The sequence below is a fragment of the Staphylococcus sp. SA22 genome (assembly GCF_054165785.1).
This window is the reverse complement of record NZ_JBSZQY010000002.1, coordinates 236,825-262,342: the sequence shown is the minus strand read 5'-3', so window position 1 is coordinate 262,342 and position 25,518 is coordinate 236,825. Positions and strand designations below refer to the sequence as shown.

Genomic DNA, 25,518 nt, shown 5'->3' with positions numbered 1-25,518 from the left:
AAGTTATGGCAAAATCATGCTTGCATATACTTACTAATAATGAATATGCGACAACGCGTTGCCAAGATGGCATAGTCTTATTTTGGCCAATTGACGGGGAAATCGAACTACAAAAATTTCGTAAAAGTAAAATAATTGAAGATGATATATATATTATTAATCATCTGGATGTATTTAGTATTAAGAATAATAAAAAAACGATCATGTTGTATTTGAGTAGCGATTGGTTTGCGGAATTAGGCTTTACTTTCTTTAATTACCACTATACAGCAAAGTTAATTAAATCATCCTATAATTTGAAATGTCTACTATTAAAATTGACTTATCGATACCTTGATAATCAACCTCTCAATGACGCTGATGTTAGAAAATTACAGGATATTATTAAAATTATTGCAAAAGAAGCAAGTATGGATAAAAAGATTGCGCAAAATCAATATCGATATGCCTATTATGGTGATTTGCGTGACGAGCTCGAATATATTTATCAAAATGTAAATCAACGATTGACATTAAAAAGTGTCGCTGATAAATTATTTGTTTCAAAGTCAAATTTGTCATCACAATTCCACTTACTTATGGGCATGGGTTTTAAAAAATATATTGATACTTTGAAAATTGGTAAATCGATTGAAATACTACTTACTACTGATAGTACTATTAGCAACATAAGTGAACATTTAGGTTTTAGTAGTAGCTCCACTTACTCTAAAATGTTTAAAAGTTATATGGATATAACACCGAATGAATATCGTAATTTATCAAAATATAATAAATGTTTAATGCTAAAGCCAGAACCACTAGTAGGCAAAATGGTGCAAGAAGTAAAAGAAATCATATTGAATTATATTGAACATTATAAAAACCACCTAACTGATGTTATACATATTGATGAAGACAAATTTGAAACACCTAAATTGTTTCAAACGGTTATTCAAATAAATACTTTTACAGAAATGAAATTAGTTTTCTTAGAAGGAATCTTTAAAACCTTATTGAATAAGAACAGTCAAGTTGTCTTTTTCATCATGCCATCGATTTTAAAAAGTAAAAATACCATGTCAGAAGAAGAAAAATTCGCAATCATTAAAACAATAATTGAAAGTGATTTAAAGATAGCATTTAATATAAATGATATTGAAACAACTTATTATGTTGAAGAAGCTTTTATGAGTGTTTTCAGACAAATATCTCCAAACGAATTAAGTAATCATAATAATTACGAAGTGCATTTTGTTTTTGATTTATCATTGATGGAAATTAGAACAATTTATCGAATGATATTAAAATTACATAACATCATGTTGAATGTAAAATTAGGATTGAATATTACCTGTTTATTTGAAAAACCTTCAGTTTTTAAATCACTAGTATCACAAATAAAGCGACTTAAATTCGATTCGTTAATAATAGATAATGCAAATTTAAGTAGCCCTTATTTGATGGGGGAAAGTGATGAGTTACTATTGAAAAATATTTTGCATTTTAAAAATTTAAAACAAGTAATTAATGAATTGGATATTGAACAAGAAAAGCTGATTTTTTTAAATGTTGAAAATCATAAACTGATTAATAATAAAGAACGAGATTTAAGTAATAGTGCCCCATTGATTTATAAGACATTAAGTGCGCTGTATCACAACTTTGATGGGTTTGGATTGAACATTTTTGACAATCATCAAGCATTTAATGCGATGCATCTATATGACAAAAATGGATTTAAGACAACACTAGGTCTTATATTGGAAAAATTTATCGAATATGTCTCGAAACCAAAATATGAAAACAGTTATTATTCTATTTTTGATATAGAGAATTATTATTGTCTTGTTATTTATGATTGGCGAGTGATAGAGAGCGAGACAATTATGAGTAATTTTGAGGATAGTCAAGTTTATATAAATTTTAAAAACAATGTTTTAAACGATAAATATCTAATTGTAATAGAAACATTGGACGAAAATAGTGGCAACATTAATCATTTGATTTCTAAAGAATTAAGAGATAAATATGAATGGAACCCTAGTTTACTATCTAAAATTGACAACTACCTTAAACCAGCAATCGAGATTAAAGAGCATAACTTTAGTAATAATTCCTTAAATATTAACGTTACTTTTAATGCGTTATACATAATTAAAATAGGAAAAAAATAACACCTTGATATGTATTGCAAAATTTAATTTGCATTTGTTGGTAATTTTGACAACGTATTAAAAACAAATGAGAAAGACAATGGCAGAAAAATTTAAGATAATAATGACAGAAGCATTGTCTTTATATATTTGGGGGTGCAACATTTTGAATACTGAGAAATTAGAAACATTGCTTGGCTTCTATAAACAATATAAAGCATTATCTGAATATATTGATAAAAAATATAAGTTGTCGCTAAATGATTTAGCAGTCTTAGATTTAACGATGAAGCATTGCAAAGATGAGAAAGTACTTATGCAATCATTTTTAAAAACTGCAATGGATGAGCTAGATTTAAGTAGGACAAAATTATTAGTTTCTATAAGAAGACTAATTGAAAAAGAAAGACTTAGTAAAGTTAGATCATCTAAAGATGAGCGTAAAATTTATATTTATTTAAATGATGATGATATATCTAAATTTAATGCTTTATTTGAAGATGTAGAACAATTTTTAAATATTTAATTGAAATTGAGTGTCGAAAGCATAGAAATTGCTTATCGGCACATTTTTTATATATACATATTTTAAAACTAAGTAACAGATTGAAGAAATCGTAATTCAATAATGTTAATTGTGAAAATGTATATAATCATAAAAAAATCATGTATAATATATGTTGTTAATTAAACAGTTCGAAAGCGAGATGACATTATGGGACGTAAATGGAATAACATTAAAGAAAAAAAGGCCCAAAAAGATAAAAACACAAGTAGAATATATGCGAAATTTGGTAAGGAGATTTATGTTGCAGCAAAATCTGGTGAACCCAATCCAGAATCTAACCAAGCTTTAAGGTTGGTGCTTGAACGCGCTAAGACATATTCAGTGCCGAATCATATTATTGAAAAAGCAATAGATAAAGCTAAGGGTGCTGGAGACGAAAACTTTGATCACCTAAGATATGAAGGATTTGGACCTAGCGGATCAATGCTAATTGTTGATGCGTTAACAAACAATGTAAATCGTACTGCATCTGATGTGCGTGCTGCTTTTGGTAAAAACGGCGGTAATATGGGTGTATCTGGATCAGTTGCTTATATGTTTGACCATGTGGCAACATTTGGTATTGAAGGAAAGTCTGTTGACGAAATACTTGAAACATTAATGGAACAAGATGTAGATGTAAATGATGTGATTGACGATAATGGATTGACAATAGTCTATGCTGAACCAGATCAATTTGCAGTCGTTCAAGATGCGCTTCGTGCAGCAGGTGTTGAAGAATTTAAAGTTGCTGAATTTGAAATGTTACCTCAAACAGATATTGAACTTTCTGAAGCGGACCAAGTAACATTTGAAAAATTAATCGATGCATTAGAAGATTTAGAAGATGTACAAAACGTATTCCATAATGTGGATTTGAAATAATGAAATCAGCAGAACAATGGATTGATGAATTGCAACTTGAATCACATCCTGAAGGTGGTTTCTATAGAGAGACAATCCGAGAAGTATTGAAAGATGGACGCAGAGCGCCGTTTAGTAGTATTTATTTTTTACTTACAGATGACAATATTTCGCATTTTCATCGAATTGATGCTGATGAAGTATGGTACTATCATGCTGGTGATTCTCTAACAATTCATATGATAAATCTGGATGGGGAATATACGACTGCAACATTGGGTACTGATATCCAAAATGGAGATGTATTGCAATATGTAGTGCCTAAAGGAACAATTTTTGCTTCTTCAATCGAAATTTCAAATACTTATAGTTTAGTAGGTTGTATGTGTCAACCGGCATTTGAGTTTAAGCAGTTTGAATTGTTTAAGCAATCTGAATTAATTACACAATATCCGCATCTTAAATCAGTGATTGAAAAATATGCTTTAAAATAAAAATGATCAATGAAGTGGTTTGAAGGTTGTTAATAAACCTTTGAGTCACTTCATTTTTGTATGTATTCTTGATTGAATCAGAATAGAATTGATGCTACAGCTTTTTCTAATGAAATTAACATTAAATGATTTTGAAAACGATAAGACCATATTATTTATAATTTTGAAAAATCATTGTTATGAAGAAGTATGTGTACTATCTAATTAATATTGTCTATTTTAAGTAAATTGAAGCGAGTTGTAGTAAAATAATAATAAATATTTTCATATGATTAACAAAAACTATAAAACTGTATCATGACATGACATCATTCATGTAGTTTTATATAATAATGACAAGGAGTTGGTGACTGTGAAAGTAAAGTATATAGATAAACGTCACTGGCGTCGCCTAATTGATAGGGAATACACAGAGGTAAAAGTTAATAATAATAGGTTCAAGGGTATTATAGGCTTAGTCACGATGAAAAAGGTTCGTGATCCTTTAGAGGTGACGGTAGTTGGACAAAATATTATTGTCGCAGATGACAATTATAAATGGTTGCAAATACTACCTGAAAAGAAACGTTATAGTATAACTGTAATGTTTGATAATAAAGGCAATCCATTAGAATATTATTTTGATATAAATATCAAAAATATAACGCAAAAAGGTAATGCACGTACAGTAGATTTATGTTTAGATGTTTTAGCATTACCAAGTGGTGAATATGAGTTAGTAGATGAAGATGATTTAATGTTTGCATTAGAAAGTGAGCAAATTACAAAAAAGCAATTTCATGAAGCATATATGATTGCGCATCAAATTATGGCAGAGTTAGAAAATGATTTTAAAGGATTCCAAAAGAAAATCATGTACTGCTTTAATAAAATTAATGCAAAGGCTCAAAAAAAATCATCAAAAGCCACAAAATAAAACTAATTTTGAAAAAAGCAAACAAATAAAACCTAAGCAATATAATCAAACTAAAAATCACCAACAACAAAAGAAAAAATAAGTAATTCAAGCTGCAGCCATACCAATAAAATTGGTGAAATTATTCGTTAGTAATGAACTCTTGAATGCTCGTAGTCATGAAAGTTCAATAATTGAATAATTTATGGGGGGAAATTATGAAGATTGAAGACTATCGTTTACTAATAACATTAGACGAAACGAAAACGTTACGTAAAGCGGCTGAAATTTTATATATATCTCAACCTGCTGTTACACAAAGACTAAAAGCTATTGAAAATGCTTTTGGAGTAGATATTTTTATCAGAACAAAAAAACAATTGATTACAACAACTGAAGGAACAATGATTATTGAGCATGCCCGTGACATGTTGAAAAGAGAGCGATTATTTTTTGACAAAATGCAGGCACATATTGGTGAAGTGAATGGAACAATATCAATAGGGTGTTCTTCATTGATTGGACAAACCTTACTTCCTGAAGTTTTGAGCCTATATAATGCCCAATTTCCTAATGTTGAAATTCAAGTACAAGTTGGTTCAACTGAACAAATTAAAGCAAACCATAGAGACTATCATGTTATGATAACTCGTGGAAATAAGGTAATGAATTTAGCTAACACACATTTATTTAATGATGATCATTATTTTATTTTTCCAAAAAATAGACGAGACGATGTTACAAAGTTGCCATTCATAGAGTTTCAAGCTGACCCGATTTATATAAATCAAATAAAGCAATGGTATAACGATAATTTAGAGCAAGATTATCATGCAACTATTACAGTGGATCAAGTGGCAACTTGTAAAGAAATGTTGATTAGTGGTGTAGGTGTTACAATCTTGCCAGAAATTATGATGAAAAATATCAGCAAAGAACAATTTGAGTTTGAAAAAGTAGAAATTGATAATGAACCGCTGATTCGTTCAACGTTTATGAGTTATGATCCGAGTATGTTGCAATTGCCACAAGTTGATTCTTTTGTAAATCTTATGGCGAGCTTTGTTGAACAACCAAAGGCGTAGTCTTAGACTAATTTAAGGTGTTAGTATTTAATTTTAAACTATTCGGTTAAATTGAACGCAGTTAGTTGCTAATGCACCAACTGCATAAGAGCCCCTAATTAATAAATTAAAAGGGAACGAAGAAATACAGTTGGTTGCTAACGCACCAACTGCATAAGAGCCCCTAATTAATAAATTAAAAGGGGACGAAGGAATACAGTTGGTTGCTAATGCACCAACTGCATAAGAGCCCCTAATTAATAAATTAAAAGGGGGACTAAAGGAATACAGTTGGTTGCTAATGCACCAACTGCATAAGAGCCCCTAATTAATAAATTAAAAGGGGGACTAAAGGAATACAGTTGGTTGCTAATGCACCAACTGCATAAGAGCCCCTAATTAATAAATTAAAAGGGGACAAAGGAATACAGTTGGTTGCTAATGCACCAACTGCATAAGAGCCCCTAATTAATAAATTAAAAGGGGACAAAGGAATACAGTTGGTTGCTAATGCACCAACTGCATAAGAGCCCCTAATTAATAAATTAAAAGGGGACAAAGGAACGCAGTTGATTGCTAATGCATCAACTGCATAAGAGCCCCTAATTAATAAATTAAAAGGGGCTCTAAGAAGCGGGGTTATGGATATGTTTGCAGCGTTATTACAAATAAAGAATTATAAACTCTTTGTTGTTAATATGTTTCTACTAGGTATGGGTATTGCGGTTACGGTCCCATATCTTGTTCTTTTTGCAACTAAAGATTTAGGTATGACAACAAATCAGTATGGATTACTTCTAGCATCTGCAGCGATTAGCCAGTTTACAGTAAATTCAATTATTGCTAGATTTTCGGATACGCATCACTTTAATAGAAAAATTATTATTATTCTCGCATTATTAATGGGTGCGCTTGGTTTTTCAATATACTTTTTTGTAGATACAATCTGGTTATTCATATTACTATATGCGATTTTCCAAGGATTATTTGCACCAGCAATGCCCCAACTTTACGCATCTGCTAGAGAATCTATCAATGTTTCAAGCTCTAAAGATAGAGCTCAATTTGCCAACACAGTATTACGTTCAATGTTCTCATTGGGCTTTTTATTTGGTCCATTTATTGGTGCGCAATTAATCGGATTAAAAGGCTATGCTGGATTGTTTGGTGGAACAATAAGTATCATTTTATTTACTTTAGTACTTCAAGTGTTTTTCTATAAGGATTTAAACATTAAACAACCTATTAGTACGCAACAACATGTTGAAAAAATTGCTCCTAATATGTTTAAAGACAAAACGCTTTTATTACCATTTATTGCATTTATTTTATTACACATTGGACAATGGATGTATACGATGAATATGCCTTTATTTGTTACTGATTATTTAAAAGAAAATGAGCAACATGTCGGTTATTTAGCTAGTTTATGTGCTGGTTTAGAAGTGCCATTTATGATCATTCTTGGCGTTTTATCATCTAGATTACAGACTCGAACATTGTTGATTTATGGAGCGATTTTTGGTAGTTTATTCTACTTCAGCATAGGGGTATTTAAAAACTTCTATATGATGTTAGCAGGACAGGTATTTTTAGCTATTTTCTTAGCGGTTCTTTTAGGAATTGGCATTAGTTATTTCCAAGATATCTTACCAGATTTCCCAGGCTACGCCTCAACACTATTTTCTAATGCAATGGTTATTGGACAGTTAGGCGGTAACTTATTAGGTGGTGCTATGAGTCACTGGGTAGGTTTGGAAAATGTATTTTTTGTATCAGCAGCATCAATCATGTTAGGTATGATACTTATATTCTTTACTAAAAATCAAAAAATTACAAAAGAGGATGTGATATCAACATGACAATTATTTTATGGCTACTTATCATCGCTGCCTTCATGTTAGCATTTGTTGGGTTGATTAAGCCGGTTATTCCTTCTGTTTTAGTGTTATGGGTTGGCTTTCTAATCTATCAATTTGGCTTTCATAATCAGCATTTATCATGGGTGTTTTATGTATCTATGGCATTGCTAACAATATTAATTTTATGTGCGGACTTTTTAGCTAATAAATATTTTGTGAATCGCTTCGGTGGTTCTAAGTTTGGAGAGTATGCAGCTTTAATTGGTGTTGTTATTGGATGTTTTGTATTACCGCCATTTGGAATTATTATTATACCTTTTATTTTGGTATTCATAGTTGAATTAATACAAGGCTATTCATTTGAAAGAGCAGTTAAAGTAAGTATAGGTTCAATCGTAGCATTTTTAACAAGTAGTATAGCTCAAGCAATCATTATGTTTATAATGATTGTATGGTTCTTTATAGATGCTTTATTGATTAATTAATAAAAAGCTTATTGCAAAATATGTTTTTCGGTAACTGTAATTTAGTGATTTTATCATTAACAGTACCAAATTAGCATATGATGTAATAAGCTTTTTGTTTATAAAAATGTATGAGAATGTTTTTTCGAAATATTTCTTTCAATGCGTAATCCAATAGGCATAACTATAAATGAAAATATAATAAATACCCAATTGCTTACCTGAATATATGGTCTAAAGGCAAGTAATGATTGTGGAATAAAGAATACATAGAAAAATCCTACAATTAGTAGAATGATTGCCAAATAGGTGAATATCCATATCCAATTTGAATTGTTAAAACACTGCAGTTGTATTGTTTTAAAACTAAACCATATAAATAAAAAGACAATAAAGAATCCAACGACTACTGAAAACGGAAATGAAACAAAATATAAATTACTTCCACTTTTTTCCATGAAAAATCCTAAAAATCCTTTGAGAAAACTAACAATCCCAATTAATAGAACGATGTGCTGATATATATATTTAAAAATATTTTTAAATGTCTCATTAGGCATCGCTTTTAGTTCTTTTATTGCATGTGCTTTTGGGTCGTGATTGAAAAAATCTAAGGCTAATAAACCATGTTGTTCTGCGCTTAATAATTGTTTAAGTATACGGTTAATAATTAACTCTGTATCATGAGGATTGACGCGAAAGTCAGAGCGCATATAAGTCATATAATTCTCGAAGATTTCTCTATCAGTATTGCTTAATCTTAATGATTTAACATTATTTTCTTTTGTTAATTGCGCAGTACTTTTCATTGTTACTTAAGCGCTCCTTTAAAAATGTTTAATTCCAAATTAAAATGGAAATGATTTTATAGTATTAATAAGGTCAATCATATCATATTAAACGCATAAATATAACGATTAATATTGGAGAGGAAAATGAGGACACTTAATAAAGATGAACATAATTATATCAAGCAAATAGCTAATATACATGAGACATTATTGTCGCAAGCAGAATCCAACTATAAATGTACTAAACTGAGTATTGCTCTTAGGTACGAGATGATATGTTCAAGATTAGAACATACAAATGATAAAATTTATATATATGAAAATGAAGGTCAATTAATAGCGTTTATTTGGGGACATTTTAGTAATGAAAAAAGTATGGTTAACATTGAACTGCTATATGTTGAACCACAATTTCGCAAACTGGGAATAGCTACGCAACTGAAGATTGCGCTTGAAAAATGGGCTAAAACTATGAATGCAAAGCGAATAAGCAGTACAATTCATAAAAGTAATTTGCCAATGATATCTTTGAATAAAGATTTAGGTTATCAAGTGAGTCATGTGAAAATGTATAAAGATATTGATTAGAATTAGGATTATGTTGCTAATTCATGTTAAAATTAAAAAAGATTTAATGACGTTAAGGAGTTTTATATGAAGAAATTAATCATCAGTATTATGGCGGTCATGCTATTTTTAACAGGTTGCGGTAAAAGCGAAGAAAAAGCATCTCTTGAAAAAGATATCGATAAGTTAGAAAAAGAAAATAAAGAATTAAAAGATAAAAAAGAAAAGCTAAAACAAGAAAAAGAAAAATTAGCAGATAAGCAAAAAGACCTTGAAAAAGAAGTGAAAGATTTAAAACCTTCTAAAGAAGATAACAAGGATGATAAAAAAGACGAAGACAAAAATAAAGATAAAGAGGCATCACAAGATAAGCAATCAGAAGATCAAACTAAGTCATCGGATAAAGATAATCACAAAAAGCCTACATCAACAGATAAAGATCAAAAAGCTAATGACAAACACCAATCATAATTGAATTGCTTACTTGTTATAGATGAAAGGTACAGCGTTTTAAACCTTATTTTAAGGGTATGTATTAATTAAAATGTGGTCATGATTGAAACAGAACGTAAAAATAGACAACGTAATTAATAAAGGAGAGAAACGGCATGCATGAACAAGATTTTAGAATTTTAGAGGGTCAAGATATTACTTTGCCAGAATTAGGTAGAGAATTAGAAAATATTACAGGGCGCACGATTGCTGATTCTACTGGCGAAATTAAGCGTGTAATTGCACATTTACCAAACTTTGAGTCCGATACAGATACTTTTGTTGCTACATATCGTTTAAACCATCAACAAGATTTTATAGATGCAACTTTTACTGCGCTGAAATCAGATAGAGCACGTTTAAAAGAAGTGCCAGTTCATGTTGAACTTATAAGCTATATTTCTAAATCAAAATAAACTGCTATCTAAAACGCAAAGTTGATCAAAATATCGATTTTGTGTTTTTTATTGAGAAATTATATAGGAGTGTCAATCGATGATTTATTGTGAAACAGAGCGTTTAATATTAAGAGACTGGCATGAAGATGATCTGTTACCTTTTCAAAAAATGAATGCGAATTATGACGTACGTAAATATTTTCCAAGTTTATTGAGTTATCGTCGTTCAGAATTAGATATGAGAACTATGGATGCGGTTATTAAAGATTATGGCATTGGATTATTTGCTGTAGAAGATAAAGAGTCCCATCAATGGATAGGCTTTATAGGTTTGAATTATATTCCAGAAACAAGCGATTATCCATTTAAAGAATTACCGCTTTATGAAATAGGTTGGCGCTTGTTGCCAGAATTTTGGGGAAAAGGATTAGCAACTGAAGGCGCAAAGGCAACGTTGAAGTTAGCAGAAGAACATCAAATATACGATGTCTATAGTTTTACAGCAGAAGCAAATAAAGCTTCACAACGTGTAATGGAAAAAATTGGCATGACAGTGTATGATCATTTCGAATTACCCAATCTAAGTAAGTATCATTTATTAAAAAGGCAAGTGCGCTATTACATTAATCTTCGAAAGTGAAAAATTTATACATAAGCGTAACAAACACCCCTAACATTGTTTAGCTGATGATAACAATATTAGGGGTGTTTGTTTATTTTTTAACCTTAGAATGATTAATCGTATGAACGAGTACCTAGAGGTTTGAAATTTAATATTGATTCTATTAATGATTCCTTAGTGTCGCATAACGGTGCAAGTGCACGATACTTTGGATCAATAAAACCTTCCTCAATCATATGGTCAATCATTGTTTGTAGTGGATTGAAAAAGCCATTAATATTATAAATGGCAATAGGCTTTTCATGGATACCTATTTGAGCCCAACTATACATTTCGAAAAATTCTTCTAGTGAACCTGCGCCACCAGGAGCCATGACAAATGCATCTGCAAGTTCTGCCATTTTATTTTTACGTTCATGCATAGAATCAACTAAAATTAATTCAGTTAAACGTTGGCTTGTGATTTCATGTTCATCTAACATTTTAGGCATGACGCCAATAGCTTTGCCGCCATGATCTAATACACCATCTTGAATGGCACCCATAATACCAATTGACCCTGCACCAAATACTAATTCATAACCTTGTTCAGCAAAATATTTACCTAAATCGTATGCTTTTTGTACATATGAAGGGTCATGACCTTTGCTTGCACCACAATAAACTGCGATTCGCTTCATATTAATCCAGCTCCTTAATTCGATGAATGACTTTTAATAGTGATTGTTCAAACACTTTTTGATCTTGCTTTGTAAAAGGTGGGGGACCTTTGTGGCGACCACCTTGTTTTCTAATTTGTGCATTCATATATCGTTTATCTAATAGTTGTTGAATATTTTTGGAATTGTATATCTTCCCATTATGATGCATGACAATTAAGACTTTGTCGACTAATAAACTTGCGAGTCCATAATCTTGAGTGATTACGATATCATCTTTCGTTGATAATTGAACAATTTTGTAATCAACTGCATCTGGTCCATCATCAACATATAATGTTGATACATGTGGGGGATATAATTGGTTCGAAAAATGGCTGAAGCTCCGAATAATTGTCACAAAAATGCCTGTCTCAGTTGTTAAATCTATAATAGAATCAACAACAGGACAAGCATCTCCATCAATAATAATATGTGTCACAATTATGCCTCTGTATTGTTTTCTTTATTTTGTTGAGAGGCGCTTTTGGCAACATAATCTTTATATTTTTTAAATGACTTGATGCGTGCTTTATCAGCTTCTTGTTGGCGTTTTTGTTCTTCTTTGTGTCGTTTTTCAATATTTTTTTGTAACTTTTTATTCATTTTAGCGATTTCTTTGCGATTTTTTTCAGCTAGTTTATCGCCTTTTTTCTCAGTTTTCTCATCTAATTTATTAGGTGTTAAGCCTGCTTTTACTTCGTATTTTTGTGACTTTTTCATATCTTTAATACGTTGTATTTCATTCTTTTCGCGGGCTTTTTGCTCTTCTTTATGACGCTTTTCGATATTTTTTTGAAGTATTTTATTCATTTTATCAGCGTCTTTACGATTTTGTTTAGCTAATTTTTCGCCTTTTTTCTCAATATAGGCAGGATCGTGTTCTCTAGCAAACTTTTTAAGTTCACGCTTATTTTCAAAATCTTGCTTTTTATCGCCGACATATTCTTTAACATCACTCGCTGTGTTACTGATTGCTGCAGATGTTTTTGAAGCAACTTTACTTGTAGCATCTGTAACTTTTTGTACGTCCGGATGTTGTTTGATACGTTTACGTTCAACAATTAACGGTACCAATACAATTGGTAATACATTAATCATAAATTTGATGACTTTTTTCTTATCCATAGATCTTGCCTCCATAATTACTTTATTAATTTTACATACCCTATGATACATCAATATAAACGATGAGAGTAGTGAATCACTTATAAGTATTTAAGATGTTTTTAAAAGAAGACAATAAAAACTGCCAATCAAGCGGTTCCTTAATTGACAGTATATATTTTAAAAGGAAATTAAATACCTTTACCAATGCCAAATCCGAAGTAAAGTATAGCAATAAAGATTACTAAGACAATTCTGTAAATGGCAAATGGAATTAATTTGATTTTGTTAATTAGATGCAAGAATGTTTTGATTGCAATTAGTCCAACAGTAAATGCAGCTAAAAAGCCTAAAATATAAAAAGGTATATCAGCAATCTGAATATCTTGATAATGTTTTAATAAAGATAAACCACTAGCTGCTAACATAATTGGAACAGCCATAATAAATGTGAAGTCCGATGCTGCTTTATGATTTAATTTCATTAATACACCAGTTGAAATTGTTGAGCCTGAACGGCTGAAACCAGGCCACATAGCTACTGCTTGAGAGATACCAATTACAAACGCTTGGAAATAATTGATTTGATCCACTGTTTGTGGGTTTTTAACTTTAACTGAATACTTATCAGCGATAATCATATAGATAGCACCTACGAATAAGCCAATCATAACAGTTGGCACACTAAATAAATGTTCTTCGATGAAATCATCAAATAGTAAGCCTAAAATACCTGCTGGAACCATACCCACTAATACATGTAATAAATTTAAACGTCTTGGCTTTGAACGTCTTTGTTGATCGTTTTGTCCTTCAACATGTTTGTGTTTACCAATATGTAAAATCTCTAAGAAGCGTTCGCGGAACACCCATGCTGCTGCAAAGACGGATCCTAATTGGATGACAATTTTAAATGTAAATGCTGATTGAGAACCTAAAAATTCAGATGATTTTAACCACATATCATCAACTAGAATCATATGTCCAGTAGAGGAAACAGGTGCAAATTCTGTTAATCCTTCGACGACCCCTAAGATAATACCTTTTATTAATTCAATGATAAACATAATGTACCCACTTTCATTACTCATTTTAATTTATTTAAATATCAAAATTACCATATCATGATAGCATATTCATTTAAAGACATGCTAGTTATAGTTATAATACTAGACTAAAGATGTATATATTCATTTTCTTTTACATGTAAAACTACAATATTTTATTGAGCTATTTAATTTGATTTTAAGGAAAACCTTTTATAATAGGTTTAGGTGATATAATTGTGAAAAAATTAACAACAATACTGTTTCAATATAAAATTTTTCCGGTACTCATGTTCTTGGTCAGTACTGGTCTCGGCATACTCGTTATAACGCAAAATATTTTAATAGCAGATTTTTTAGCTAAAATTATAAGACATCAATTTCAAGGTTTATGGATTGTATTATTTATTTTATTAGGTGTTTTACTTTTAAGAGCAACTGTGCAATTTCTAAATCAATGGTTAGGTGATACATTAGCATTTAAAGTTAAGCATATGCTTAGACAGCGGGTTATTTATAAAAATAATGGTCATCCAATCGGTGAACAAATGACTATACTCACAGAAAACATTGACGGTCTAGCACCTTTTTATAAGAGTTATTTGCCTCAAGTGTTCAAATCAATGATGGTTCCGCTCATCATAATCATTGCAATGTTTTTCATCCATTTCAATACTGCATTAATTATGTTAATAACTGCACCATTTATTCCTTTGTTTTATATTATTTTCGGTTTGAAAACGCGAGATGAGTCAAAAGATCAAATGACTTATTTGAATCAATTTAGTCAACGGTTTTTAAATATTGCTAAAGGTTTAGTGACGTTAAAGCTATTTAATCGTACAGAGCAAACAGAGAAGCATATTTACGACGATAGTACTCAGTTTAGAACTTTAACAATGCGCATTTTACGCAGTGCTTTTTTATCGGGATTAATGCTCGAATTTATAAGTATGTTAGGTATTGGATTGGTTGCATTGGAAGCAACGCTAAGCTTAGTAGTATTTCATAATATTGATTTTAAAACTGCGGCAATTGCGATTATTTTAGCGCCTGAATTTTATAATGCAATTAAGGACTTAGGACAAGCGTTCCATACTGGAAAACAAAGTGAAGGTGCCAGTGACGTTGTGTTTGAGTTTTTAGAACAACCGAACAATAATAATGAATTTCTATTAAAGTATGAGGAAAATCAAAAGCCATTTATTCAGTTAACAGACATATCATTTCGATATGATGATTCTGATAGATTGGTATTAAGTGATTTAAATTTGGAAATATTTAAAGGTGATCAAATTGCACTTGTAGGTCCAAGCGGGGCAGGTAAATCCACTTTGACACATCTTATTGCAGGTGTTTATCATCCAACAATAGGTACTATAAGTACAAACCAGCGTGATTTAAATATAGGAATACTTAGTCAACAGCCATATATTTTCAGTGCTTCTATAAAAGAGAATATTACGATGTTTAAAGATATAGAAAATAATATTGTTGAAGAAGTGCTAGACGAAGTAGGTTTATTAGACAAAGTTCAATCTTTCACAAAAGGCATTAATACAATAATAGGTGAAGGAGGCGAAATGTTATCTGGTGGACAGATGAGACGCATAGAACTTTGCCGTCTTTTAGTTATGAAGCCAGATCTCGTTATATTTGATGAGCCTGCAACTGGTTTAGATATTCAAACAGAACACATGATTCAGAACGTTCTGTTTCAACATTTTAAAGACACAACGATGATTGTCATTGCACATAGAGATAATACAATTCGCCATTTACAACGACGTTTGTATATAGAAAATGGAAGACTGATTGCTGATGATCGCAATATTTCAGTAAATATAACAGAAAATGGTGATGACTTATGAAAACACGACTAAAATTTCAAGTAGATAAGGATTTATTGTTAGCTATAGTTGTTGGTGTTTGTGGAAGTTTAGTTGCGCTCGCCATGTTTTTCTTAAGTGGTTATATGGTGACACAAAGTGCACTTGGTGCGCCACTATACGCTCTGATGATTTTAGTCGTTACAGTAAAATTGTTTGGGTTTTTAAGAGCTATTACTCGATACGTAGAGCGCCTTATTTCTCATAAAGCTACATTTACAATGCTACGTGATATTCGGGTACAGTTTTTCGGTAAATTAGTAAATGTCATTCCTAATGTTTACCGTAAACTGAGTTCTAGTGATTTAATTTCACGTATGATTAGTCGTGTTGAGGCGTTACAAAATATTTATTTACGTGTTTATTATCCACCAGTCGTCATCGGTTTGACAGCGTTAGTTACAGTAATAGTATTGGCGTTCATTTCAATCGGCCATGCGCTATTGATTATGGTTAGCATGTTGTTTACTTTACTCATCGTTCCTTGGTTAAGCTCAAAAAAAGCACGTACTTTAAAGAAACATGCAGCTAATGAACAGGCTCGATTTTTAAATCATTTTTATGATTATAAAGCTGGTATGGATGAACTACGTCGATTTAATCAAATTAATCATTATCGAGATAATTTGATGGATAAATTAAATCATTTTGATAAATTACAACTTAAAGAGCAACGCTTTTTAACGATTTATGATTTTATATTAAATATTATTGCTATGCTTTCGATTTTTGGTAGTTTAGTTCTGGGATTAATTCAAATTAATGAAGGCCAACTCAATATTATTTATATGACGAGTATAGTTTTAATGATCTTAACTTTATTTGAACAAGCTGTACCAATGACAAATGTCGCGTATTATAAAGCGGATACTGACCAAGCATTGCACGATATTAATGAAGTGATATCTGTACCTTCTACTAATGGAAAAAACCGCCTTAATGATAAGTATGATGCAACGAACATTTATGAAGTTAAGGACGCTAGTTTTAAGTATTGGAACCAGCAAACGTATGTGTTATCGGATATTAATTTTAATGTTAATAGAGGCGAAAAGATTGCGATTGTGGGTCCTTCTGGTTCAGGAAAAAGTACATTACTACAAATTATGGCAGGGTTATATCAATTAGATAGTGGCTCTATTCGTTTCGAAAATATGGATATGTTTAAAATAGATGACAAAGATAAGTTTGAATCGCTGAATGTCTTGCTACAATCTCAACAATTATTTGATGGTACAATACGTCAAAATTTATTTACCGATGAAAAAGATGAAGCGGTGCAAGCAATATTTAAGCAATTAGATTTAGAACATTTGGCACTAGAACGTCAAATTGACTTAGATGGTCATACATTATCTGGCGGAGAAATTCAGCGTTTAGCGATTGCGAGGATGTTATTAAAAGATACTGCATCAACATGGATTTTAGATGAACCAACAACGGCATTAGATAAACAAAATAGTTTAAAAGTTATGGATTTAATTGAAGCACATGCAGAAACATTAATTGTTGCTACACACGATTTAACTTTATTGTCACGTTTTGAGACCATCATTGTGATGATAAATGGTAAAATAGTTGAAAAGGGAAACTATCAACAATTACTCGCTAATCAAGGTGCTTTATGGAATATGGTTCAATATAATGCATAAAAAAACTGCTTGATAGGCTAAGAAACCTTTCAAGCAGTTTTTTAACTAACAAGCTTACGCGTGCTAATTGTTTTTCTATTCTTAATAAATTCTAAACATTACTTTAATTGTCATGACAAAAGTTAATTATTTTTCCTTTGTTTCATCAAATGCATGAATGACTTTACCTAATAAGCGATTAAGTTCTTTAACTTCATCTTGAGATAAAGAAGAAGCTGAAGCGACTTTGTCAGATGCATTACTTAATTCTGGTCTAATAGTTTCACTTTTGTCAGTCAAGTGAATAAATACTTCACGTTGATCGACTTCGGAACGTTCACGCTTAATTAAGTCTACTTGTTCCATTCGTTTTAATAATGGTGATACTGTACCAGTATCGAGTGCTAATTCAGTTACGACTTTCTTGACGTTTACAGGAGATTCATCCCATAAAATAGTTAAGACAAGAAATTGTGGGTATGTTAGATTGTACTTCTTAAAAACTTTGTTAGAGTAGTAGCGATTAACTTGTCTTTGAGCATTGTACAAACTAAAGCATAGCTGTTCTTTTAAATTATGTTGATCAGACATTAAAGTTCTCCTCCAGACATACTATCCGTTTTTTTCTCTTTTCGGATTGGTAATCATTAAAAAGTTGATTGTTTATTAATTCACAACTTTCTTTGATTCAATGCCATGCTAAAATTAAAGTATGTTTAAAGTTTAGAAGATATTTTTAATTAAATCAAGCAAAAAGATAATTTAATATATATGTTATCATTTTTAAAAATAACTGTAATAGAAAAGAGAATATAAAATGAAAAATAATAAAGATGAAAAAATAAGAATATCCATAATTAACGGATTTTTGGGTAGTGGTAAAACCACGTTACTGACACATTATATTAGTGAATTATTAAAAAATGATGAGAAAATTAAAATCATCATGAATGAATTCGGTACTTTTGATATTGATAGCAATAGTATTTCGAATGAAATTGAAGTCCATTCATTGATTAATGGTTGTGTTTGTTGCGATCTTAAACAAGAACTTGTCTATGAACTAAAAGCCATTGCTTTAAAAGGGGACGTTAATCATGTCATCATAGAAGCGACAGGCATTGCGCATCCTTTAGAATTACTAGTTGCATGTCAAGATCCGCAAATCGTTAATTTCTTTGAAAAGCCAATTATTTATGGTGTATTAGATGCGACTCGATTTTTGGAACGTCATCAATATACCGAAAATACAGTTTCGCTGATGGAAAATCAGTTGAAACTAAGTGACATGATTATTATTAATAAAATTGATCTTGTAACTGATGACAGTCTTAAGAAAATTGATAAGCAATTAAGTATGATTTGTGCAAGTATTCCAACTTATAAAACAACCTATGGACAAGTTTCGTTGGAAGAATTGGACTTACTTGGTAAAGACAGAGAGATATCGTCTCATCATCACCATCATCATGGGATTAAAAGTATGACTTACACATTTACAGGTCCGATTGATCGTCAATTGTTTTATCAATTCATAATGAAATTACCGGAATCTGTTCTACGTTTGAAAGGTTATGTATCATTTAGAGATCAACCAAATGCAATTTATGAATTTCAATATGCATATGGTTTACCAGACTATGGAATAATTGGCATGCAATTACCATTAACGATTGTTATTATTGGTGAAACTTTAGATACAAATCACATACGTAATCAATTGGATATGCTACAATTTACGTAAATCAGAAAATGTGTTGTTTCAATTTAACGGAAATAGCACATTAATTTCTTAATACTTTTATTGTGAATATTTTGTGACATTGAGGGATGGAGTGGATGAGATATGGAACAAATAATGATTAATCACTATGTTCATTTTTCTAGGCTTGTACAAGGTTTTTGGCGTGCAAATGAATGGAAGATGACTGCGAAAGAGTTAAATTATTTTATAAACGAATTAGTTGAACGTGGGATTACAACGATGGATCATGCTGATATTTATGGGGATTATCAATGTGAAACACTGTTTGGTAATGCTTTGGATTTATCACCCGAATTAAGAAATAAAATTCAAATTGTTACGAAATGTGGTATCATTTTGCCTTCTAAGCAATTTGATTTTACAAATGGACATCGTTATGATTTGAGTAGTAAGCACATCGTGAAATCTGTTGAACAGTCATTAATCAATTTGAATGTAGATTATTTAGATAGTCTACTCATTCATCGTCCTTCACCATTGATGGATCCAGAACAAGTTGCTGATGCATTAACTAAACTTGTTAAACAAGGTAAGTTGAAGTCATTCGGGGTGTCGAATTTTAATCATTCTCAATACCAATTGTTAAATCAATATATTATGAAAGAAAGACTACATATTAGCATCAATCAATTAGAATTATCGCCATATCACGTTGATAGTTTACAAGATGGAACAATGGATTCAATGTATCAAAACCATGTTCAAATCATGGCTTGGAGTCCTTTTGCAGGCGGTAAAATTTTCGACAAGGAAGATATTAAAGCGCAACGTATTATGAAAGTTATTCAATCAATAGCTGACAAATATGGTGTGAGTGACACAGCTGTGATGATAGCATGGTTAGTAAAAATACCGCATCGTATCATGCCGATACTTGGAACAAGTCAGTTAAAGCGTATTGATCAAGCAATCGAAGGGCTGCAACTAAATTTAGATGATCAGTCGTGGTTTGACATTTACACCGCTATTATCGGACAAGATATTCCGTAAACTTATTTACTTTTAAATCATAAAGGAGCATATCATGACAAACGAAGATAAACGTTTCGAACAATTAAGATTTGAACGCAAATTTATAGTTATTCCGTATGTAATTTATGCAGTCATTGTATTACTATTAAATATTTTCTATTCTGATTTGAAAATAACAATGACATTATTCGGACTTTTCTTTGCGTATAATGTAGTCATTTTGTTCATAGCATTTATTAAACATTATAAACGCACATTGTTACTAAGTCTTATATTAACAGTGCTTAGTGGCGCGGCATTCTTTGGAATTATTTATGTTTATGGCATTAATCATTTTTAAATATTAAAAAGAGACTATCTACAATAATCTCATTTGCATTTTATCTAACTAAGTTTAACTTTTGCTTAGAAAAATGATGCTATGAGGATATTCAGTAGATAGTTTTTTTATGTTCTAATATTTAAACTTAGATATCTTTTTGTAATTAACCGAGATAACTCATCACCTAGCAATATTATTTACAAAATATTTCGATAAAATTGTGTATTTTGCATTAATTAAAAATGTATGTTTTAAAAAATTGTTATAATTAAATTAAGATTAAACAAAGGGGTGACTGTTATGTCAGAAGAAAAAAAGGTAGTTAAACATGAACGACAAAAGAATGAAAAGACAAAAAAGCAATACAAGCCATTTTGGATTGTTATGAGTTTTATAATACTTATAGTTGTACTATTACTCCCAGCACCTTCAAGTCTGCCAATAATGGCTAAGGCAGTACTAGCTATTTTAGCTTTTGCAGTTATTATGTGGGTAACGGAAGCTGTATCATATCCGGTGTCAGCAACTTTAATTATTGGCTTAATGATATTACTTTTAGGATTTAGCCCGGTTCAAAATTTAGGAGAAAAGCTGGGTAACCCGAAAAGTGGTAGTGCTGTTTTAACTGGAAGTGATCTTCTAGGAACAAATCATGCATTATCATTAGCGTTTAGTGGATTTGCAACATCAGCTGTAGCTCTCGTTGCAGCCGCATTATTTTTGGCTGCTGCTATGCAAGAAACGAATTTGCATAAAAGACTAGCTCTTATAGTGCTATCAATTGTTGGTAATAAAACTAGAAATATAGTTATTGGAGCAATTATTGTTTCAATTGTACTTGCATTTTTCGTTCCTTCTGCAACAGCTAGAGCAGGGGCAGTTGTACCAATCTTGCTGGGTATGATTGCAGCATTTAAAGTTTCTAAAGATAGCAAGTTAGCGTCTTTATTAATAATTACTTCAGTACAAGCTGTGTCAATTTGGAATATTGGTATCAAAACGGCGGCAGCACAAAATATCGTAGCGATTAATTTTATAAACCATCAATTAGGATTTGATGTTTCATGGGGCGAGTGGTTCTTATATGCAGCGCCTTGGTCCATAGTTATGTCTATAGCTTTATATTTCATCATGATTAAAGTGATGCCTCCAGAAATTAATACTATAGAGGGTGGCAAAGATTTAATAAAAGAAGAATTGCATAAACTTGGCCCCGTTAGCGCGCGTGAATGGCGATTAATTGTTATATCGATGTTATTATTACTGTTTTGGTCAACTGAAAAAGTATTACATCCGATTGACTCTGCATCTATTACTATTATTGCTTTAGGTGTTATGTTAATGCCGAAACTTGGTGTCATGACATGGAAACATGTTGAAAATAAAATACCATGGGGAACAATTATCGTGTTTGGTGTAGGTATTTCACTAGGTAACGTTCTTTTGAAAACAGGTGCAGCTCAATGGTTAAGTGATCAAACTTTTGGTGTTTTAGGTTTAAAACATTTACCTATTATCGCGACAATTGCACTTATCACGCTTTTTAATATATTGATTCATTTGGGCTTTGCGAGTGCAACAAGTTTATCATCAGCGTTAATACCTGTTTTTATTTCGCTAACCTCTACGTTACACTTAGGAGACCAGTCTATAGGATTTGTTTTAATTCAACAATTTGTTATTAGTTTTGGTTTCTTATTACCTGTTAGTGCACCTCAAAATATGTTGGCTTATGGCACTGGTACTTTTACAGTTAAAGATTTCTTGAAGGCAGGTATACCATTGACAATTGTAGGGTATATTCTAGTGATAGTTTTTAGTATGACTTATTGGAAATGGTTAGGTTTGCTTTAATTTAAAATATAAATAAGAATCTAGGTTATTTTAAAGTGACAAAAAGCTTAATAAAATAAAAAGATAATTGAAGGGTGTTTTGTTTATGGCAATTGCTGTGTTATTAAATCGAATGTTTCGAATAGAACACAATCCATTATTTGAATATATTTATCAACAAAAAGAAGACATTGATGCATGTTATTTTATCATTCCGGAAGAGGACATGTCTTCAGCTTCTGATTTGAAAGCACAGTTTTATCGCGGTACTTTGCAGCGCTTTTACCAATCGTTGCACGCAGAAAAGCTCACACCTTATGTCATGTCTTATGACGATATCATTTCATTTTGTAAAGAAAACAATATCTCTGAAGTAGTGATTGCAGGTGATATTATGAGTTATCACCTTGAAGAATATGATATTTTACATCAACGCTCTTTATTCAATGATGCACGTATTGCCGTTACTTTGATACGTGGGAATCATTACTTTAAAGCGAGTAAAACAATGAATCAACAAGGGGAGCCATACAAAGTTTTTACTAGTTTTTATAAAAAATGGCGACCTTACTTGAGGCATAGAGACGTATATCACTATGATTTAAAATCATTCGAAGACTTCGTCATTGCATCACCTGATGATTTAGTGTTTGATGACATAGCATTTGGATCCTCACAAATAATTGAACAGAATAAATGGCAACATTTTTTAGATCAAGATATACAGAATTACGAAAGCGGAAGAGACTATTTACCTGAAGTGTTAACAAGTCAGCTAAGTGTTGCTTTAGCATATGGCTTATTAGATATTATTGAAATTTTCAATGATTTGTTATCACGATATGAAGAAGATGAGGCAAACTATGAAGCATTTATACGTGAACTCATTTTTAGAGAATTTTATTATGTGTTAATGACACAGTATCCAGAAACCTCATACCAAGCTTTCAAACCTAAATATCGACAGATAAAATGGTCGCAAAATGAAGCGGATTTTAATGCATGGTGCGAAGGGCAAACAGGATTTCCAATCATTGATGCAGCAATAATGGAATTGACACAAACTGGTTTTATGCATAATCGAATGAGAATGGTTGTGTCGCAATTTTTAACTAAAGATTTATTTATAGATTGGACTTGGGGAGAGGATTTCTTCAGAAAGTATCTTATAGATTATGATGCAGCATCAAATATTCATGGATGGCAATGGTCTGCTTCTACAGGTACGGATGCAGTGCCGTATTTTAGAATGTTTAATCCAATAAGACAGAGTGAACGCTTTGATGTTAAAGCTTTGTATATCAAAACATATATTCCGATTTTTAATCAAATTGATGCTAAATATTTGCATGATACACATCGAAATGAATCTGAATTATTTAAACAAGGGATTGAGTTAGGTCGTCATTATCCAAGACAAATGGTAGATCATCAAGAAAAGAGATCTCAAGTTTTAGCGACATTTAAAGCATTAGACTAATTGATGTTCCAACTAAAATAAAACAAGCTAACTAAGACATGTTTTGCCATAGTTAGCTTGTTTAAATTGTTCTATCTGAATATGTCAGTAAACATAGTGAAATATAGCAAGACATATTCCAAAAATGTAATGATATAAATATACTTTAGTCTTATTTTTATATGTTGAGGAACATCCCATTTAGGATATTGTCGTTCGAAATAAATCATTTGTTGAACAAAAACGCCTATACCTAGCGGAAATAACATCAGCAGAATACTTCTTATGTAACTTAAACCAATATCATGCCATAGGTGTCCAATAATCATTTGAAGAACGATGATTGATATCATAAAAACGGTTATATCTAAAGTCACTTTTTCAATCTAACTCCTTTTCCGAATAATAAAATAGCTGCTTGCATCATAACCATAAAGCATACAAATATTGCTGTGTCGATTGTTAAACTTTTTAGAATGTGATTTAAGACGCGTATAGGTTCATTAAAGAAGTATACGGAATGTAAGCGTAAGAAACGCCCGATATAAATGCCGAAGCCATTTAAAAACATAAGAATTACAACAATTATTCTATTAAGCCATGGATGAGAAGTAAGCGTTAAAATTTCAAAATAGATTAAAATCATTACATAAATTGCTAAAAAGACACCTAACAGTAAATAAGTAAAGTACTTCCATTCAAATAAGTTAAGCCCTGCATAAAAGTTAAATTGAAATTGGTTTAGATGAATTAAATCAGTTACCATATAAAATGTGTTAGGTAAAAGTAATACAAATATAAAGCTATATATGACGAAGAGCGGCCATTCATATTTTTTATTGGGTTTAAATAAACGCAAAAGTAGGCTTAGCTCAAAAGGTATATATGCTAAAAATAAATTTAATGTCATAAATTGATATATTTTATTCTCAAATAGTGACGCAATAAATAATACTAAAAAGTAAATTCTAGCGATGTATCGTGAATTCATAAATGATATACACTACTTTCTAATGAAAAAAGTTATTCATATTAATGTGGTAATTATAATTACATTCAAAACTTTATTTAAAGGTTTATTTACTATAGAAATGTCTAAACCAAAGTGCGAATGCATTTATAATTAAACACTTATGATAACGTTTGAGTTGATGTGTTTCAACTAAAAAGTAATGTGTTATTGTGGATCAAGTAAATTTAAACCAACTGCATCGTTGAATGAACGTTGAATGTCCAAATCAGTTACAGTAAGCACAATTTCAGCTGTAGCAGAAACAATAGCTTTTGATAAATGTCCGCTATATGTTTGATATGATTGCGTACCAAATGTTGCATGTAAATGTGCAAAATGTCCATTATCTAGACGAGAAATATTGCCTAATAAGCTCGTCAATTCCAGTGGCTCAGTAATATGTTTTTCTTCATATTGTTTCGTTGTTAAATTGAAAAATTTTAAAACGACATCATCACATGCACCAATGCCGCTGACAGATGTAAATGTTAAGTCTTGGTCATCTGCAAAGTTTGTTATACATTCAACGATATCTTCTCCTTTTTCTAACACTAGTAGTATAGTATGATTACTTTTTTGCAATTTCATA

Annotated in this window: 28 protein-coding genes and 1 pseudogene; 20 read left to right on the top strand and 9 right to left on the bottom strand. The window is 31.0% G+C overall.

The genetic code is table 11. The features are described from left to right. The first annotated feature begins 5 nt into the window (after positions 1-5). The 9 genes and pseudogenes from ACXQH5_RS03440 (at position 6) to ACXQH5_RS03400 (ending at position 8,346) form a co-directional block, all read left to right on the top strand. The gene (locus ACXQH5_RS03440; RefSeq protein WP_001129761.1) at positions 6-2,156 is read left to right on the top strand and encodes a helix-turn-helix transcriptional regulator; all 2,151 of its coding nucleotides are present in this window, start codon (positions 6-8) and stop codon (positions 2,154-2,156) included. Positions 2,157-2,301: 145 nt separating this feature from the next. Next, complete coding sequence (gene sarX / locus ACXQH5_RS03435; RefSeq protein ID WP_001090984.1) at positions 2,302-2,661, top strand: HTH-type transcriptional regulator SarX; 360 nt, start codon at positions 2,302-2,304, stop codon at positions 2,659-2,661. A gap of 189 nt (positions 2,662-2,850) precedes the next feature. Next, positions 2,851-3,567 carry a YebC/PmpR family DNA-binding transcriptional regulator gene (locus ACXQH5_RS03430; RefSeq protein WP_000532966.1) on the top strand — a complete coding sequence of 239 codons (717 nt, stop codon included), beginning with the start codon at positions 2,851-2,853 and terminating at the stop codon, positions 3,565-3,567. Next, entirely contained in the window at positions 3,567-4,040 is a 474-nt protein-coding gene (locus tag ACXQH5_RS03425; protein ID WP_000833479.1) for a cupin domain-containing protein, read from the top strand. The genes ACXQH5_RS03430 and ACXQH5_RS03425 overlap by 1 nt, the downstream gene beginning before the upstream one ends. A 91-nt stretch (positions 4,041-4,131) precedes the next feature. Further along, positions 4,132-4,248: a hypothetical protein gene (locus ACXQH5_RS03420; protein WP_014532581.1), complete on the top strand. Its 117-nt coding sequence runs from the start codon at positions 4,132-4,134 to the stop codon at positions 4,246-4,248. A 144-nt stretch (positions 4,249-4,392) separates the two neighbouring features. Beyond that, positions 4,393-5,038, top strand: a pseudogene (locus ACXQH5_RS03415) (DUF402 domain-containing protein). A gap of 115 nt (positions 5,039-5,153) precedes the next feature. Beyond that, a complete protein-coding gene (locus tag ACXQH5_RS03410; protein ID WP_000687412.1) occupies positions 5,154-6,020 on the top strand; it encodes a LysR family transcriptional regulator in 867 nt (288 codons plus the stop codon). A gap of 620 nt (positions 6,021-6,640) precedes the next feature. Further along, the gene (locus tag ACXQH5_RS03405; protein WP_000367070.1) at positions 6,641-7,861 is read left to right on the top strand and encodes a sugar efflux transporter; all 1,221 of its coding nucleotides are present in this window, start codon (positions 6,641-6,643) and stop codon (positions 7,859-7,861) included. Continuing rightward, positions 7,858-8,346, top strand: coding sequence for a DUF456 domain-containing protein (locus ACXQH5_RS03400; protein WP_000152586.1), 489 nt, complete (start codon positions 7,858-7,860; stop codon positions 8,344-8,346). Before ACXQH5_RS03405 ends, ACXQH5_RS03400 begins: the two co-directional genes overlap by 4 nt. 98 nt (positions 8,347-8,444) lie before the next feature. Here the strand turns inward: ACXQH5_RS03400 and ACXQH5_RS03395 are convergent, their stop codons facing one another. After that, positions 8,445-9,134 (bottom strand): DUF1129 domain-containing protein, encoded by a 690-nt coding sequence (locus ACXQH5_RS03395; RefSeq protein WP_303261927.1) that lies wholly within the window; start codon positions 9,132-9,134, stop codon positions 8,445-8,447. 126 nt (positions 9,135-9,260) lie between these two features. On the opposite strand from ACXQH5_RS03395, the gene ACXQH5_RS03390 reads away from it, so the two are divergent. From ACXQH5_RS03390 to ACXQH5_RS03375, 4 genes are all read left to right on the top strand, one after another. Then, a complete protein-coding gene (locus ACXQH5_RS03390; protein WP_001259673.1) occupies positions 9,261-9,704 on the top strand; it encodes a GNAT family N-acetyltransferase in 444 nt (147 codons plus the stop codon). A 66-nt stretch (positions 9,705-9,770) separates the two neighbouring features. After that, on the top strand, positions 9,771-10,154 hold the full coding sequence (locus ACXQH5_RS03385) for an SA0632 family lipoprotein (protein WP_000733429.1): 384 nt from the start codon (positions 9,771-9,773) through the stop codon (positions 10,152-10,154). Positions 10,155-10,291: 137 nt separating this feature from the next. Beyond that, the gene (locus tag ACXQH5_RS03380) at positions 10,292-10,591 is read left to right on the top strand and encodes a hypothetical protein (protein WP_000545116.1); all 300 of its coding nucleotides are present in this window, start codon (positions 10,292-10,294) and stop codon (positions 10,589-10,591) included. Between the two features lie 79 nt (positions 10,592-10,670). Beyond that, a complete protein-coding gene (locus ACXQH5_RS03375) occupies positions 10,671-11,213 on the top strand; it encodes a GNAT family N-acetyltransferase (protein WP_000638613.1) in 543 nt (180 codons plus the stop codon). Positions 11,214-11,308: 95 nt separating this feature from the next. Here ACXQH5_RS03375 and ACXQH5_RS03370 read toward each other — a convergent pair whose 3' ends face one another. From ACXQH5_RS03370 to ACXQH5_RS03355, 4 genes are all read right to left on the bottom strand, one after another. After that, positions 11,309-11,875 (bottom strand): LOG family protein, encoded by a 567-nt coding sequence (locus ACXQH5_RS03370; protein ID WP_000820892.1) that lies wholly within the window; start codon positions 11,873-11,875, stop codon positions 11,309-11,311. Between the two features lies 1 nt (position 11,876). After that, entirely contained in the window at positions 11,877-12,335 is a 459-nt protein-coding gene (locus tag ACXQH5_RS03365) for a YaiI/YqxD family protein (protein ID WP_000148822.1), read from the bottom strand. A 2-nt stretch (positions 12,336-12,337) separates the two neighbouring features. Then, positions 12,338-13,021: a hypothetical protein gene (locus ACXQH5_RS03360; RefSeq protein ID WP_000358501.1), complete on the bottom strand. Its 684-nt coding sequence runs from the start codon at positions 13,019-13,021 to the stop codon at positions 12,338-12,340. A gap of 170 nt (positions 13,022-13,191) precedes the next feature. Beyond that, positions 13,192-14,067 (bottom strand): undecaprenyl-diphosphate phosphatase, encoded by an 876-nt coding sequence (locus ACXQH5_RS03355; protein ID WP_000469897.1) that lies wholly within the window; start codon positions 14,065-14,067, stop codon positions 13,192-13,194. 218 nt (positions 14,068-14,285) lie between these two features. On the opposite strand from ACXQH5_RS03355, the gene ACXQH5_RS03350 reads away from it, so the two are divergent. Continuing rightward, positions 14,286-15,917: an ABC transporter ATP-binding protein/permease gene (locus ACXQH5_RS03350; RefSeq protein ID WP_000737156.1), complete on the top strand. Its 1,632-nt coding sequence runs from the start codon at positions 14,286-14,288 to the stop codon at positions 15,915-15,917. After that, complete coding sequence (locus ACXQH5_RS03345; protein ID WP_000857614.1) at positions 15,914-17,587, top strand: amino acid ABC transporter ATP-binding/permease protein; 1,674 nt, start codon at positions 15,914-15,916, stop codon at positions 17,585-17,587. Before ACXQH5_RS03350 ends, ACXQH5_RS03345 begins: the two co-directional genes overlap by 4 nt. Positions 17,588-17,713: 126 nt before the next feature. On the opposite strand, the gene mgrA is transcribed toward ACXQH5_RS03345, so the two are convergent. Next, positions 17,714-18,157, bottom strand: a complete 444-nt coding sequence (mgrA, locus tag ACXQH5_RS03340) for an HTH-type transcriptional regulator MgrA (protein WP_001283444.1) — start codon at positions 18,155-18,157, stop codon at positions 17,714-17,716. Positions 18,158-18,383: 226 nt separating this feature from the next. Between mgrA and ACXQH5_RS03335 the strand changes: the two genes are divergently transcribed. From ACXQH5_RS03335 to ACXQH5_RS03315, 5 genes are all read left to right on the top strand, one after another. Continuing rightward, positions 18,384-19,310, top strand: coding sequence for a CobW family GTP-binding protein (locus ACXQH5_RS03335; RefSeq protein ID WP_000794420.1), 927 nt, complete (start codon positions 18,384-18,386; stop codon positions 19,308-19,310). A gap of 102 nt (positions 19,311-19,412) precedes the next feature. Continuing rightward, on the top strand, positions 19,413-20,321 hold the full coding sequence (locus ACXQH5_RS03330; protein WP_000435117.1) for an aldo/keto reductase: 909 nt from the start codon (positions 19,413-19,415) through the stop codon (positions 20,319-20,321). A gap of 34 nt (positions 20,322-20,355) precedes the next feature. Next, entirely contained in the window at positions 20,356-20,643 is a 288-nt protein-coding gene (locus tag ACXQH5_RS03325; protein WP_000180420.1) for a hypothetical protein, read from the top strand. Between the two features lie 282 nt (positions 20,644-20,925). After that, entirely contained in the window at positions 20,926-22,479 is a 1,554-nt protein-coding gene (locus ACXQH5_RS03320) for an SLC13 family permease (RefSeq protein WP_001288103.1), read from the top strand. 85 nt (positions 22,480-22,564) lie between these two features. Further along, positions 22,565-23,938, top strand: coding sequence for a cryptochrome/photolyase family protein (locus ACXQH5_RS03315; RefSeq protein ID WP_000952025.1), 1,374 nt, complete (start codon positions 22,565-22,567; stop codon positions 23,936-23,938). Between the two features lie 71 nt (positions 23,939-24,009). Here the strand turns inward: ACXQH5_RS03315 and ACXQH5_RS03310 are convergent, their stop codons facing one another. The 3 genes from ACXQH5_RS03310 to ACXQH5_RS03300 form a co-directional block, all read right to left on the bottom strand. After that, the gene (locus tag ACXQH5_RS03310) at positions 24,010-24,270 is read right to left on the bottom strand and encodes a hypothetical protein (protein ID WP_162852426.1); all 261 of its coding nucleotides are present in this window, start codon (positions 24,268-24,270) and stop codon (positions 24,010-24,012) included. Positions 24,271-24,290: 20 nt separating this feature from the next. Continuing rightward, positions 24,291-24,908, bottom strand: coding sequence for a DUF1361 domain-containing protein (locus ACXQH5_RS03305; protein WP_001088755.1), 618 nt, complete (start codon positions 24,906-24,908; stop codon positions 24,291-24,293). Between the two features lie 186 nt (positions 24,909-25,094). Beyond that, positions 25,095-25,517 carry a PPC domain-containing DNA-binding protein gene (locus tag ACXQH5_RS03300; RefSeq protein WP_000776011.1) on the bottom strand — a complete coding sequence of 141 codons (423 nt, stop codon included), beginning with the start codon at positions 25,515-25,517 and terminating at the stop codon, positions 25,095-25,097. Between the last annotated feature and the right edge of the window lies 1 nt (position 25,518).

Excerpts from the sequence above, each read along its gene's own strand:
- ACXQH5_RS03440 (WP_001129761.1), top strand. The coding sequence starts at position 6 with ATGGCAAAATCATGCTTGCATATACTTACTAATAATGAATATGCGACA.
- ACXQH5_RS03430 (WP_000532966.1), top strand. The coding sequence starts at position 2,851 with ATGGGACGTAAATGGAATAACATTAAAGAAAAAAAGGCCCAAAAAGAT.
- ACXQH5_RS03425 (WP_000833479.1), top strand. The coding sequence starts at position 3,567 with ATGAAATCAGCAGAACAATGGATTGATGAATTGCAACTTGAATCACAT.
- ACXQH5_RS03420 (WP_014532581.1), top strand. The coding sequence starts at position 4,132 with ATGCTACAGCTTTTTCTAATGAAATTAACATTAAATGATTTTGAAAAC.
- ACXQH5_RS03410 (WP_000687412.1), top strand. The coding sequence starts at position 5,154 with ATGAAGATTGAAGACTATCGTTTACTAATAACATTAGACGAAACGAAA.
- ACXQH5_RS03405 (WP_000367070.1), top strand. The coding sequence starts at position 6,641 with ATGGATATGTTTGCAGCGTTATTACAAATAAAGAATTATAAACTCTTT.
- ACXQH5_RS03400 (WP_000152586.1), top strand. The coding sequence starts at position 7,858 with ATGACAATTATTTTATGGCTACTTATCATCGCTGCCTTCATGTTAGCA.
- ACXQH5_RS03395 (WP_303261927.1), bottom strand. The coding sequence starts at position 9,134 with ATGAAAAGTACTGCGCAATTAACAAAAGAAAATAATGTTAAATCATTA.
- ACXQH5_RS03390 (WP_001259673.1), top strand. The coding sequence starts at position 9,261 with ATGAGGACACTTAATAAAGATGAACATAATTATATCAAGCAAATAGCT.
- ACXQH5_RS03385 (WP_000733429.1), top strand. The coding sequence starts at position 9,771 with ATGAAGAAATTAATCATCAGTATTATGGCGGTCATGCTATTTTTAACA.
- ACXQH5_RS03380 (WP_000545116.1), top strand. The coding sequence starts at position 10,292 with ATGCATGAACAAGATTTTAGAATTTTAGAGGGTCAAGATATTACTTTG.
- ACXQH5_RS03375 (WP_000638613.1), top strand. The coding sequence starts at position 10,671 with ATGATTTATTGTGAAACAGAGCGTTTAATATTAAGAGACTGGCATGAA.
- ACXQH5_RS03370 (WP_000820892.1), bottom strand. The coding sequence starts at position 11,875 with ATGAAGCGAATCGCAGTTTATTGTGGTGCAAGCAAAGGTCATGACCCT.
- ACXQH5_RS03360 (WP_000358501.1), bottom strand. The coding sequence starts at position 13,021 with ATGGATAAGAAAAAAGTCATCAAATTTATGATTAATGTATTACCAATT.
- ACXQH5_RS03355 (WP_000469897.1), bottom strand. The coding sequence starts at position 14,067 with ATGTTTATCATTGAATTAATAAAAGGTATTATCTTAGGGGTCGTCGAA.
- ACXQH5_RS03345 (WP_000857614.1), top strand. The coding sequence starts at position 15,914 with ATGAAAACACGACTAAAATTTCAAGTAGATAAGGATTTATTGTTAGCT.
- mgrA (WP_001283444.1), bottom strand. The coding sequence starts at position 18,157 with ATGTCTGATCAACATAATTTAAAAGAACAGCTATGCTTTAGTTTGTAC.
- ACXQH5_RS03335 (WP_000794420.1), top strand. The coding sequence starts at position 18,384 with ATGAAAAATAATAAAGATGAAAAAATAAGAATATCCATAATTAACGGA.
- ACXQH5_RS03330 (WP_000435117.1), top strand. The coding sequence starts at position 19,413 with ATGGAACAAATAATGATTAATCACTATGTTCATTTTTCTAGGCTTGTA.
- ACXQH5_RS03325 (WP_000180420.1), top strand. The coding sequence starts at position 20,356 with ATGACAAACGAAGATAAACGTTTCGAACAATTAAGATTTGAACGCAAA.
- ACXQH5_RS03320 (WP_001288103.1), top strand. The coding sequence starts at position 20,926 with ATGTCAGAAGAAAAAAAGGTAGTTAAACATGAACGACAAAAGAATGAA.
- ACXQH5_RS03315 (WP_000952025.1), top strand. The coding sequence starts at position 22,565 with ATGGCAATTGCTGTGTTATTAAATCGAATGTTTCGAATAGAACACAAT.
- ACXQH5_RS03310 (WP_162852426.1), bottom strand. The coding sequence starts at position 24,270 with ATGATATCAATCATCGTTCTTCAAATGATTATTGGACACCTATGGCAT.
- ACXQH5_RS03305 (WP_001088755.1), bottom strand. The coding sequence starts at position 24,908 with ATGAATTCACGATACATCGCTAGAATTTACTTTTTAGTATTATTTATT.
- ACXQH5_RS03300 (WP_000776011.1), bottom strand. The coding sequence starts at position 25,517 with ATGAAATTGCAAAAAAGTAATCATACTATACTACTAGTGTTAGAAAAA.